Source organism: Devosia riboflavina, assembly GCF_000743575.1.
GTDB classification, from domain to species: Bacteria; Pseudomonadota; Alphaproteobacteria; order Rhizobiales; family Devosiaceae; genus Devosia; species Devosia riboflavina.
Genome location: NZ_JQGC01000017.1, coordinates 126977 through 139353 on the forward strand (window position 1 = coordinate 126977; position 12377 = coordinate 139353).

Below are 12377 nucleotides of genomic sequence, written 5' to 3' on the forward strand. Positions count from 1 at the left end.
GACGGACGAGGCATGAGCATCGAAGCGACAGTGAATACCGACATCGTGAGCTGGCTCGAGCAGAACCCGCAGATCGAAGTTTTGCATACCGCCGTCTGTGATCTCAACGGCATCATGCGCGGTAAGCGCATCCCCATCGACCAGGCCCGGCGCATCGGCGAAAACGGCATCCGCATGCCGCTGTCCATCGTCGGCGTGGACGTCTGGGGCGAGGATATCGTGGGCAATCCCATGGTCTATTCGAGCGGCGACGTCGACGGCATTTGTAGCCCGACCGGACGCGGCGCCCTGCCCATCAACTGGACGACGCGACCGAGCGCCATGATCCCGCTCTGGCTGTTTCAGGATACGCGCACGCCGTTCCTTGGCGATCCGCGCCAGGCTCTGGCGCTGGTGCTGCGGCGCTATTCGGAAATCGGGCTCAAGCCGGTGGTCGCCACCGAACTCGAATTCTATCTCGTCGATCCCGACGCCGACTCTGCGCAGCCGCCGATTTCGCCCTATACAGGCAAACGGCTCGATTCCGACGCCATTCTCTCGCTCGATGAGCTCGAAGATTTCGGCGAATTTTTCCGCGACGTCTATCTGCAATGCGAGCAGCAGAATGTACCGGCTGACACCGCCGTCGCCGAAAACGGGGTCGGGCAGTTCGAGATCAACCTGCTCCACACCGACGGGCTGAAAGCCGCCGATGACGCCGTGCTCTTCAAGCGCATCGTCAAGGGCGTGGCGCGCAAACACAAGCTCGTCGCCACCTTCATGGCAAAGCCCTATGGCATGCGCTCGGGCAATGGCTTTCACGTGCATTTCAGCCTCAATGATGCGGCCGGCAACAATGTCTTCGACGACGGCACGGAAACCGGCTCGGAAGTGATGCTGCATGCGGTCGGCGGGTTGATGGCCGGCATGGCGGAATCGACGCTGCTCTTTGCCCCGCATTTCAATTCCTATCGGCGCCTGCGCCCCGATACGCATGCGCCAAGCTCGATTTCCTGGGGCTATGAAAACCGCACCACGGCCCTTCGCATTCCCGGCGGCAATCCCAAGGCGCGGCGCATCGAGCATCGCGTGGCCGGCGCCGATGCCAATCCCTATCTCGTCCTCGCTGGTATTCTGGGCGCCGCCCTTGTCGGCATCGAGGACAGCATAAAGCCGCCAAAGCCGTTCAAGGGCCGCGCCTATTCAGAACGCCTGCCGAAACTGCCGGCCGACTGGGCTTCGGCGGTCAATGCCTTTGAAGACGGCGACATGATCCCGCGCATTTTCGATACGACGCTGCATTCCATGTTCGTCGCCTGCAAAAGGCAGGAGATCGCCGGCTTTGCCTCGCAGGTGACCGACCTCGAATTCTCCGCCTATCTCGAGGTCGTGTGATGGCCGAAGTTCCGAACGCCAATTCGCCCTATCCGCCGAGCTATTATGCGGCCTCGCGCAACATCATCCGCGATACCCAAAAGCTCGAAGGCGAGGTGACGGCCGATATCTGCGTTGTCGGGGCCGGCTATTCGGGCATGTCGACGGCCATTCATCTCGCCGAACAGGGTTTGAAGGTCGTGGTGGTCGAAGCCGCCGAAGTCGGCTGGGGCGCTTCGGGGCGCAATGGCGGGCAGGTGGTCAACGGGCTCAATGCGAGCCTTGCGACTATCGGCCGGCGCTATGGCGAGAAAACAGCCAATTTCGTCGGTGGTCTCGTGCAGGAAGGCGCTGGGATCATCTATGACTGGGTTGCCCGCTACGGCATCGACTGCGATCTCAAGCGCGGCAATATCTATGCCGCCTATACCGAACAGCACATGCGCGACCTCGAGGCCAAGAAGGCGCTCTGGCGGCGCCATGGCATGGACGACCATGAGCTGCTCGACCGCGCGGCAGTCCGCGACCATATCGGCTCCGATGTCTATGCCGGCGGCATGATCGACCATTCGGGCGGGCATATGCATCCGCTCAACCTCGTGCTCGGCGAAGCCCGGGCATTCGAGGGGCTGGGCGGGATGATTTATGAGCATTCCCCGGTGACGCGGGTCAGCCAGAGCCCCGATAGCGCCGTGGTAGAGACGGCGAGTGGACGAGTGACGGCCAAGACCGTTGTCGTCTGCGGCAATGCGTATCTCGGCAATGTCGTGCCCGAACTGACCTCGCGCGTCATGCCGGTTTCGACCCAGATGATGGCGACGGCGCCGCTCGGCAAGGAGCGCGCCGAGGCCTTGCTGCCGACCGGCATGTGCGTCGAGGACGTGCGCTATATTCTCGATTATTTCCGCATCAGCGGGGATTATCGGCTGATCTTCGGCGGCGGCGTCGTCTATGGCGGCACCGACCCGGCCGATGTCGTCGCAAAGCTGCGGCCGAATATGGAAAAGGTGTTTCCGCAACTGAAAGGCGAGCGGATCGACTTCGCCTGGAGTGGCAATTTCGCGCTATCCTTCTCGCGCGTGCCGCAGATGGGGCGCCTCGGCAATCGTATCTATTTCGCCCATGGCTATTCCGGCCACGGCGTCACCGGCTCGCACCTGTTCGGACGCATTCTATCCGAAGCCATTCAGGGCAATACCAAACGCTTCGACACTTTTGCGGCGCTGCCCTGGATCCCTTTCCCCGGCGGTCGTCTGTTCCGGGCGCAATATTCCACCATTGGCTCGTGGTGGTACGAGCTGAAGGATCGCCTGGGGCTTTAGGGCGAGGCCGGCGTTTCGGCCTTTTCCGGCCGCTTAGGCACGCCTTCATTGCCCTCGACGCGATCGCGGAAGAGGGTGGCGCGAGCAAGAAGCATCAGCGTCACCGGCGTGGTCAGGGTCACGAAGAGGAAAATGACCAATTCGTGCACCACCAGCCGCTCGCGGGTGACGGTAAAATAAATCGCCGAAGCGAGAAGGATCAGCCCGCCGCCCATGCTGGTGCCCATGGTGGGACCATGGATGCGCAGGTAAAAACTCTTGAGCCGGACGAGGCCGAAGCAGCCCGCCATGGTGAGGAGGGCGCCGAGGACGACGAAGGCCGAGACGAGAATGGAAAGCCAGAGCGGCAGGTCGGCGATCATTCGATCACCTCGCCGCGCATGAGGAATTTGGCGAGAGCTACCGTGCCGACAAAGCCAAGCAGGCCCATGAGCATGGCCAATTCGAAATAGACCTGCGAATTGGTGCGGATGCCGAGTGTGATCAGCAGCAGGAGCGCGACCACATAGAGTGCGTCAAGGGCGAGGATGCGATCCTGCGCGCGGGGGCCGACGACCATGCGATAGAGCGTTGCCAACATGCCGAGGCCCAGCATGATCTGGGCGGCGAACAGACTCCATTCGAGGATGGTTACGCTCATTGGAAAATCTCCAGCAATAGCGCCTCGTAGCGCTTCTTGACCGTTGCGACCCATTCGTCTTCGTCGACGAGGTCGAAGACGTGGATGAGCACGGTGCTGCGCGCGCGATCATATTCGAGCCAGGCACTGCCCGGGGTCGCCGTGAGGATGACGGCTAGGATAGCCAGGGCGAAGGGGTTCTTGAGGGTCAGGTCCATTTCGATGAACCCGGCCGTAGGATTGGGCCGCGGATGGAAGAGGACCGACATGACCGCCAGGTTCGAGCGGATGATGTCGAGGCCAGCGACGAGAATGAGCTGGATGAATTTCAGCGGGCGCCGGATGACGACGCGCTCGGGAATGATGGCGCTGGCGGCCATGGAGACAGCAATGGCGATCACCCCGCCGAAGAGGATATGCCCAAGCCCGGCCGACTGTTGCAACACCAGCCAGAGAATGAGCAGGAAACCGGCAAGGATCGGGTGCGGCAAGAGACGTCTCATGGCGTCTCTCCCTTGGGCAGGACCAGATCGATATAGTTCTGGGGCGAATGGATGAACTGGGCGGTATCGGCAAAATAGCTCAGCGCCGGTCCGGCAAAGACGGCCATCAGAACGCAAAGCGCCAGGAGCACCATGATCGGCCCGACTTCGAGCGGTCGCAGCGCCAGGCCGCCATCATCGGGCAGCGAGGTCCAGAAGATGTTGATGCCGTTGCGCACCATGGCGATGAGCACGAAGAGGCCGGAGATGATGAGCGCGCCGGTGATCCACCAGGTTGCGGCCGTCGGCGCGCTGGGCGCATTGAAGGCGGCGGACAGCATGGCGAATTTCGACAGGAATCCGGAAAGCGGCGGCAGGCCGGCCATGACCAGGGCGGCGATGGCAAAGCACCAGCCGAGAAGGGTCGCGGCCGCGGGAAAACTGCGGCTGACTTCCTGGTCTTCGTCGATGACGTCTTCCTCGTCGCCGTAGAATTCGAGCGAAACGGCGAGGATTTGGGCTTCGGCGGGAAGCACCTGGTCGATGACATCCTTGAGGAGGAAGAGCGCTCCCGCCGCGAGGGTCGCGACGACGACATAGTAGAGCGCGCCGGTGGTGACGCCGGGCACGTTATAGGCGACTGCGAGGAGCAGCGTGCCGGCGGAAACCAGGATCAGATAGCTCGCAAGCCGATCGAGCGCCTTGCTCGATAGGGCACCGACGCTGCCATAGGCGACCGTGGCAATGCCGAGGACGAAGAGCACATTCTGCCCGAAGGCCAGTTCGGGCCCGGTCTGATTGGCAAAGACCAGCGTCCAGAGCCGCAGGATGGCGTAAAAGCCCACCTTGGTCATGATGGCGAAAAGTGCGGCGACAGGTGGGGCGGCCGAGGAATAGGTGTTCGGCAGCCAGAAATGCAGCGGCCAGGAGCCGGCCTTGATGAGGAAGGCAATGCCGAGGACGGCGACGCCGGCTTCGAAAAGGCCCACATTGTCAGCCGCGATATGCGGCACGGCGCGGGCAATGTCGGCCATGTTGAGCGTGCCGGTCGTGCCGTAGATCAGCGCCACGCCGATGAGGAACAGGAAGGACGCGACGAGGTTGATGACGATGTAATGCATCGCCGCGCGCACGCGATTGCGTCCGCCGCCATGGAGCGCGAGACCATAGGATGCCGCCAGTAGCAGTTCGAAAAAGACGAAAAGATTAAAAAGGTCGCCGGTGAGGAAGGCGCCATTGAGCCCCATGACGAGGGCATGAAACAGGGGGAAGAAATTGGTGCCGCGGCTATGCCAGCGGGCCGAAGCAAAAATGAGGGCGGCGAGCGAGAGGATGGAGGTCGTCAGCACCATCACGGCAGCCAGGCGATCGGCCACGAGGACGATGCCGAAGGGCACGGGCCAATTGCCGAGCGGGTAGACTGCGGCGGCCGCCGTGTCCGATTGGGCGAGGACCGCCACCAGCAGGATCGAAACCAGCAATAGCAAAACGCTGAAGCCGATATTGATACCGATGATGCGGCGATTGCTGCGTCCGTCGCCGCCGATGAGGTTGAAAACCGCCGCGGCCATGGGAATGAGGATCGGCAGGATGGCGATGTGGTTCATGCCGGTCATCTCAATCCCCCTTTCCGTCAACATGGTCGGAGCCGCTGAGGCCGCGGGCGGCGAGCAGCACGACAAGGAACAGGGCCGTCATGGCAAAGCCGATGACGATGGCGGTGAGCACCAGCGCCTGCGGCACCGGATCGGCATAATTGGTGATATCGGCATCGGCCCCGGAAAGAATCGGCGCCGCATCCATGCGCAACCGCCCCATCGAGAGGATGAAGAGATTGACCGCATAGGAGACGAGCGAGAGCCCGATGATCACCTGAAAAGTGCGCGGGCGCAGCAAGAGGTAAACGCCGGACGCGGAGAGCACGCCGATGGCAATGGCGAGGGTCAGTTCCATTTGTCTGTCCCCGCGCGCTGCTTGGGCTTGTTGGAGCCCGCGACTTTTGGTCGACGAATGGATTGGTGCGCCAGAGCGATCAGCATCAGGACCGTTGCACCGACAACGAGGGCAAAGACGCCAAGATCGAAGATCAGCGCCGTGGCCATGGGCACCTTGCCGATCAGAGGAATATCGGCATAGGCGAAGGCCGAGGTGAGGAAGGGCGCGCCGAGCACCATGGCGCCGATCCCGGTGAGAAGGGCCAAGAGGAGACCCCAGCCGATCCAGAGCAGCGGCAGGATGCGCAGGCGTTCTTCCACCCAGCGGGTACCGCCGGCGAGATATTGCAGGATGAAGGCCAGCGACATGATAATGCCGGCGATGAAGCCGCCGCCCGGCAGATCGTGGCCGCGCATCAGCATATAGATGGCGACGACGACGACGACCGGGAACAGCCAGTTCATGATCAGCGCCGGAATACGCAGGAAATCGTCGGCGACATTCTCGCTGGAACCAGGCGCGTAGTCGTCGAGTACACGCTGCTGTTCAGGACGCTCCGCACTGTCCGAGGCCGGACGGAAGCGACGCAGGAGGCCGAAGACGGTCAGGGCGACCACGCCGAGCACGGTGATTTCGCCCATGGTATCAAAGCCGCGGAAATCGACCAGCATGACATTGACGACATTGGTGCCGCCGCCTTCCTTGTAGGCATTGGCAAGGAAGAAGTCGGAAATACCCTCAGGCGCCGAGCGCGTCATGATGGCGTAGCTGGCAAGAGCCGTGCCCAGACCGACGAGACCTGCAAGAGCCACGTCGCGATAGCGGCGCAGCCGTGCGGCCATGGGTGTGCTCTCCGGCACGGGGCTGCGCTTGGGCAGCCAGCGCAGGCCGAGCAGAATGAGAACCGTGGTGGCGATTTCAGCAAGGAGCTGGGTCAGCGCCAGGTCGGGCGCGGAGAACCAAGCAAAGGTGAGACAGGTCGCAAGGCCCGCACCGCCCATGAGGATCATGGAGGCGAGGCGATGGAACTTTGCCTGCTGCGCGGCAGCCAGCGCACTGATGCCGCCAAGGAGCCAGACGAGACCCAGAACGGGATCGAAACTCTGCGGCAAGGGCAGATTGCCCATGCGCGCCCAGCCCGCGGCAATGCCGGCCGCCAGCGCGAGGAAAATGACGACGAAGATCTGCGGCTGCAGGCGCTGCGTGCCGAAGGCGCCAACGAGATGGCGGGCCCAGCGATTGGTGGCGGTGACGAGGATGCGCTCGAAGACGCGCTGACCCATAAGGCCGCGCGTCAGCGGCACGCCATCGATATCCCTGAGCTTTCGATAATAGGGCACGTAAATGACGGCCCCACCAACCATGGCGATGATGCTCATGATCAAAGGCAGATTAAAACCGTGCCAGACGGAAAGGCTATAATAGGGCGTGTCGGCGCCGAGCACCGAATGCACGGCCGCGGCGAGATAGGGCGCGATGGTGATGCCGGGGATAATGCCGACGGCGAGACAGATCAGCACCAGGATTTCGATGGGGCGACGCATCAGCGCCGGGGGCTCATGCGGCACCTTTTCGAGCTCGGTCGGCGGCGGACCAAAGAAGACACCGTGCACGAATTTGATCGAATAGGCGACGCTGAGCATGCCGGCGAGCGTGGCGCCGATCGGCAGGGAGAGATTGACGAAGACGTTGGGATCGAATTCGGCCGTCTCGGTGAAGAACATTTCCTTCGAGAGAAAACCGTTAAGCAGCGGCACGCCGGCCATGGCGGCGCTGGCGATGATGGCAAGGGTTGCCGTGAAGGGCAGGTATTTCCTGAGGCCACTCAACTTGCGCACGTCGCGCGTGCCGGTTTCGTGGTCGATGATCCCAACCGCCATGAAGAGCGAGGCCTTGAACGTGGCGTGGTTGGCGATGTGGAAGATGGCGGCGACGGCCGCGAGGGGCGTCCCCATGCCTAAAAGCGTGGTGATGAGCCCGAGATGGGAAATGGTCGAATAGGCGAGGAGGCCCTTGAGATCGCGCTGGAACAGCGCGGTATAGGCCCCGAAGATGAGCGTCGCGAGCCCCGTATAGGTGACGATCCAGAACCAGAGCTGGTGGTCGTGCATGACCGGCCAGAAGCGCGTCAGGATGAAGACGCCGGCCTTCACCATGGTCGCGGAATGGAGATATGCCGAAACCGGCGTCGGCGCCGTCATGGCATTGGGCAGCCAGAACTGGAACGGGAACTGCGCCGACTTGGTGAAAGCCCCCAGAAGGAAGAGGATCAGCGCCACCGGATAGAGCGGGCTTTCGACGATCTTGCTGCCCGAAGCCAGCACATCGTCGAGCTCGTAGCTCCCAACGATATGGCCGATCACCAGCATGGAGACAAAAAGCGCGAGGCCGCCCGTGCCGGTGATGATCAGCGCCATGCGCGCACCGTCGCGGGCGTCGCCGCGGTGATACCAGTAGCCGATGAGGAGGAACGAGACCAAGCTGGTCAGCTCCCAGAAGATGGCGAGCTGGATGATATTTCCCGACATGACGAGGCCGAGCATGGCGCCCATGAACGCGAGCAGCAGCGCATGGAAGCGCGCGATCGGGTCCTTGGGGGACATATAGTAGCGCGCATAAAGCACGACCAGAAAGCCGATGCAGGTGATGAGCACGGCAAAGAGCCAGGCGAGCCCATCGAGGCGCAAGGTCAGGTTGAGCCCGAGTTGGGGCACCCATTCGATGCGGCTGATCAGCACCTCGCCATTGGCGATGGACGGAAAGAGCGCCAGGGACAGGAGGCTGAGAATGGCCGCGACGACCGCCGTGACCCAGGCCGCACCACGTATCTTTTCGCCCGGCGCGGCCAATACAAAAACGCTAGCCAGAAACGGGAGAAAGCAGAGAAGCGGAAGGGCGAAGTCGGTCGGTATTGAAGGCAGGGGCCAATCCTCGGGCTCGAATCTATTGCCAAGGTATAGGGATGCTCACGCCTCCTGAGAAGACCACTTTGGACTTAACTTGCATGCTCTTGCCGTCACATGAAATTCATAGTCCGCAAAGGGGCAGAAGTTCTGCCTTCTTCAGGTCAATTTGGCGCGGATGCGACGGGATATCGCATCGATGATCGACACCGTGACGAGGATCAAGAGAATGATGAAGGCGGCGGCCTGCCAATTGTTGATGCGGATGCGATCGGAAAGTTGGAGACCGATGCCCCCTGCCCCGACAATGCCGAGGATGGTCGCAGAGCGGACATTCGATTCGAAGAAATAGAGCACGTGGCTCATCATCACCGGAAAGACCTGCGGAAAGACACCGAGCCGCATGACGTGCAGGCGCCCACCGCCTGAGGCGCGCACGCCGTCGACCGGCTTTTTATCGACATTCTCGATAGCCTCGGCAAAGAGTTTGCCGAGCACCATGACATCGCCCACGGCAATGGCGAGCACGCCGGCAAAGGGGCCGAGGCCGACGGCGGAGACGAAGATCAGCGCCCAGACGAGACCATCGATGCCGCGGAACGCGTCGAAGAAGCGCCTGATGCCGAAATGGAAGGCCCAATTGGGCACGATGTTCTTGGCGCCCATGAAGCCGAGCGGAACCGCCAGCACCGCGGCAATGACGGTGCCGAGAAAGGCCATGGCGAGCGTTTCCAGCATGGCCAGCAGATAGTCGGGCAGGCCATCGCCGGGCCAGGGCGGGATCATCAGACCGACCAGCATGCCGAGCTTGCCGAGCCCATTGAAAATGCGCATGGGCGAGGCATCGATCCACCAGAGTCCGAAGCCGAGAACCGCGATAAACGCGGCCCATATGCCCCAATCGCGCAGACGCTGCGGCAGCGGGCGACTGAAAATTTCGGGATTGGTGCGGCGAAGACGGGCAATGTCGGCGTGCTGAGCGGTGTTCATGGGTTAGGCACCCTGCGTGAGGTCGTTGCCGATCAGGCGATGGCGGATGGTTTCGCAGATGATGTCGATCACTGACGTGGTCAGGATCAGCAGCAGCAGAATGGCGGAGATATCGGTATATTCGAACTGGCGGATGGCGACGTAGAGATCCTCGCCAATACCGCCGGCACCGACAAGGCCGAGCGCGGAGGCCCCGCGCACATTGATCTCGAAGCGCAGCAGCAGGTAGCTTGCATAATTGGGCAGGGCCTGCGGCACGACGCCGAGACGCATGATCATCGGCCAATTGCCGCCCGAAGCGCGCACGCCCTCGATGGGGCGCGGATCGACGTTTTCATTGACCTCGGCAAAGAGCTTTCCGAGCGAACCGGCGGTGTGGACGGCGATGGCCAGGACGCCGGCAAAGGGTCCGAGGCCAAAGGCAAAGACGAAGATCAGCGCAAAGACCAGTTCGGGCACGGTGCGGCAGAATTCGAGCGCGCGGCGCGCGGCAAAGTAGATGCCGGTATTTTCAACGAGGTTTCGCGAGGCCGGAAAGCAGAGCAGGAGAGCCAGAATACCACCGAGAACCGTGCCGACAAAACCCATGAGAATGGTTTCGACGAGCAGCCGCAGCCAGAAGCGCAGGCCCCAATACCATTCGGCGAGATCGCCCCAGAGGTTTTCGATCGTCAGCTTTGGCAGGGTGCCGGCGATATAGTTCCAGGCCATGGGCAGGCCCTTGATGAGGCCGGGAATGCTGAAATCGCTGACGCTGATGGAGCCCACAAGCGCGGCGAGAAATAGCACGCCATAGAGAAGCGTCCAGTTGCGGCGGGTAAACTGCTGCTGGCGATAGCGGCCTTCGAACGAGAGGAGGCGCTCCTCCCGCGTCGTCGATGACAGCCGGCCATTGGTGGGGGTCAAAGTGGACACGGGGCCCTCGCAGATGAAAAAGGCCGACGCACGGGATGCGCGCCGGCCAGGGGACAAGAGATCAGTTGCCGTTCTTGCGGCGCTCTTCGGCGTTGAACTCGGTGATGGCGACGAGGTCGAGATAGTCCTCGTGCTTGGCTTCGACATAGCCGCTGGACGTGCCGTTGCTGTAGATGGCAAAGCCTTCCGGGTCCTTTTCCGGGAAAGCCATCAGCGCAGTCTTGAACGCATCCTGCAGTTCTTGCGGCAGGGTGGTCAGCATCATGACCGGGGTATTCGGAATAACCGGGGACTTCCAGATGATGCGGGTCGAACCGGCAGGGATCAGGCCCTTCTTTTCCATGGTCTGGATATTGCCGGCAGTTTCATTGCGCCAATGGGTGGCGACGGCTTCAAACGTGCCGTTGACCAGCGCCATGACGCTCTGTTCATGGCCGCCAGAGAAGGCGACTTCGCCGAAATAGTCATCGGCCGAGGTCTTGAGTTCGGTCGAGAGATAATAGGAGGGAACGGCATAGCCCGAGGCCGAATTGGGGTCGGCAAAGGCGAAGGATTTCCCCTTGATATCTTCCAGCGACTGATAGGGGCTGTCGGCGCGCACCGCGATGACGGAATAGTAGCCGAGATTGCCATCCTGATCGAGGGTGACCGCCACCGGGGCGATATCTTCGCCCATGACCTTGCGGGCGAGCGCATAGGCGGCAGGACCGACCGAGGCGAACTGCACGTGGCCCGAGCGCATGGCTTCGATCACGGCGGCATAGTCGGTACCGCGCACGATATTGACCGGCACGCCCAGCTCGCGGCTGAGATAATCGGCATAGGGCTGGGTGCGGGCAATGGCATCGGTCTCGTTCTCGCCCGAGGAAATGCCGATGGTCAGTTCGGGATATTCCGTCTTCCATTCTTGCGCGAAGAGGGGGGGGACAAGCGCGAGCGAAACCAGCGCAGCCGCAAGGCCGCGACGCGTCAAGGTGAGCATTGGTGAAACTCCGGGTTGGGAAAGGAAGGGCCCTAGTGAGCCGCCTCCATCTGTCGTCCTGCGGGACTGGTTCCAGTCATGGTCGAGGTCAGGTTTTCGTCCACGGCTGTTTCGGTATCGTCACCATAGATCTCCTGGATCACCGAAGAGGTGAGCTGGCTCGGCGTGCCGTCGAAGACGACGTGGCCATGCGCCATGCCCACGACGCGGTCGCAATAGGCGCGGGCCGCATCGAGCGTGTGGAGATTGGTGATGACGGTAATCTTGTCCTGGCGGTTGATGGTGCGCAGTGCATCCATCACCAGCCTTGCATTGCGCGGGTCGAGCGAAGCGATGGGCTCGTCGGCAAGAATGAGGCTCGGCTTCTGCATCAGGGCGCGGGCGATGGCGACGCGCTGCTGCTGACCACCGGAGAGCGTATCGGCGCGCTGCAGCGCCTGGGACAAAAGGTCCAGCCGATCGAGCGCCATGGCGGCATTGGCCCGGTCTTCGGCTGGAAAGCGCTTGAGCATCACCGGCAGCGTCGCCGCGGTGCCGATGCGGCCGATCATGACATTGGTGAGAACGTCGAGACGGTTCACGAGGTTAAACTGCTGAAAGATCATGGCGCAGCGGGCCCGCCAGGCCCGCAAGGCTTTGCCTTCGAGCGCGCCGACATCGGTGTCGCCAAAACTGATGCGACCTTCGCTGACGCCGGCGAGGCGGTTGATGAGACGGAGGAGGGTCGACTTGCCGGCACCGGACCGGCCGATAATGCCGACCATCTGGCCCGGGGCGAAGGTGAGCGACACGTTGTTGACGGCAATCGTGTCGCCAAAAGTCTTGGTGACTTTTTTCAGTTCCAGCATGACGCACCTTGCCGTTGCTCTATGCGTA

Annotated in this window: 12 protein-coding genes; 2 read left to right on the forward strand and 10 right to left on the reverse strand. The window is 62.1% G+C overall.

Annotated elements, in window-relative coordinates; all coding sequences use genetic code 11:
* The first annotated feature begins 12 nt into the window (after nt 1-12).
* Complete coding sequence (locus JP75_RS17325) at nt 13-1374, forward strand: glutamine synthetase family protein (RefSeq protein WP_035085476.1); 1362 nt, start codon at nt 13-15, stop codon at nt 1372-1374.
* The gene (locus JP75_RS17330) at nt 1374-2675 is read left to right on the forward strand and encodes an NAD(P)/FAD-dependent oxidoreductase (protein ID WP_035085478.1); all 1302 of its coding nucleotides are present in this window, start codon (nt 1374-1376) and stop codon (nt 2673-2675) included. Before JP75_RS17325 ends, JP75_RS17330 begins: the two co-directional genes overlap by 1 nt.
* Here JP75_RS17330 and mnhG read toward each other — a convergent pair.
* The 10 genes from mnhG to phnC all read right to left on the reverse strand — a co-directional run bounded on the left by mnhG (nt 2672) and on the right by phnC (nt 12349).
* Entirely contained in the window at nt 2672-3037 is a 366-nt protein-coding gene (gene mnhG / locus JP75_RS17335) for a monovalent cation/H(+) antiporter subunit G (protein ID WP_035085480.1), read from the reverse strand. The genes JP75_RS17330 and mnhG overlap by 4 nt on opposite strands.
* Entirely contained in the window at nt 3034-3315 is a 282-nt protein-coding gene (locus tag JP75_RS17340; protein ID WP_035085482.1) for a K+/H+ antiporter subunit F, read from the reverse strand. The genes mnhG and JP75_RS17340 overlap by 4 nt, the downstream gene beginning before the upstream one ends.
* Nucleotides 3312-3797, reverse strand: coding sequence for a Na+/H+ antiporter subunit E (locus JP75_RS17345; RefSeq protein WP_035085484.1), 486 nt, complete (start codon nt 3795-3797; stop codon nt 3312-3314). Before JP75_RS17345 ends, JP75_RS17340 begins: the two co-directional genes overlap by 4 nt.
* Complete coding sequence (locus JP75_RS17350; protein ID WP_425277290.1) at nt 3794-5392, reverse strand: monovalent cation/H+ antiporter subunit D; 1599 nt, start codon at nt 5390-5392, stop codon at nt 3794-3796. The genes JP75_RS17345 and JP75_RS17350 overlap by 4 nt, the downstream gene beginning before the upstream one ends.
* Nucleotide 5393: 1 nt before the next feature.
* Nucleotides 5394-5729 carry a Na+/H+ antiporter subunit C gene (locus JP75_RS17355; RefSeq protein WP_035085486.1) on the reverse strand — a complete coding sequence of 112 codons (336 nt, stop codon included), beginning with the start codon at nt 5727-5729 and terminating at the stop codon, nt 5394-5396.
* Nucleotides 5720-8623, reverse strand: coding sequence for a monovalent cation/H+ antiporter subunit A (locus JP75_RS17360; RefSeq protein ID WP_051960845.1), 2904 nt, complete (start codon nt 8621-8623; stop codon nt 5720-5722). Before JP75_RS17360 ends, JP75_RS17355 begins: the two co-directional genes overlap by 10 nt.
* A 150-nt stretch (nt 8624-8773) precedes the next feature.
* Entirely contained in the window at nt 8774-9604 is an 831-nt protein-coding gene (gene phnE / locus JP75_RS17365) for a phosphonate ABC transporter, permease protein PhnE (RefSeq protein ID WP_035085488.1), read from the reverse strand.
* 3 nt (nt 9605-9607) lie between these two features.
* Nucleotides 9608-10519 (reverse strand): phosphonate ABC transporter, permease protein PhnE, encoded by a 912-nt coding sequence (phnE, locus tag JP75_RS17370; protein WP_244446340.1) that lies wholly within the window; start codon nt 10517-10519, stop codon nt 9608-9610.
* Nucleotides 10520-10580: 61 nt separating this feature from the next.
* On the reverse strand, nt 10581-11501 hold the full coding sequence (phnD, locus tag JP75_RS17375; RefSeq protein ID WP_035085490.1) for a phosphonate ABC transporter substrate-binding protein: 921 nt from the start codon (nt 11499-11501) through the stop codon (nt 10581-10583).
* Nucleotides 11502-11533: 32 nt separating this feature from the next.
* Nucleotides 11534-12349 (reverse strand): phosphonate ABC transporter ATP-binding protein, encoded by an 816-nt coding sequence (phnC, locus tag JP75_RS17380; RefSeq protein WP_035085492.1) that lies wholly within the window; start codon nt 12347-12349, stop codon nt 11534-11536.
* Nucleotides 12350-12377 lie beyond the last annotated feature (28 nt).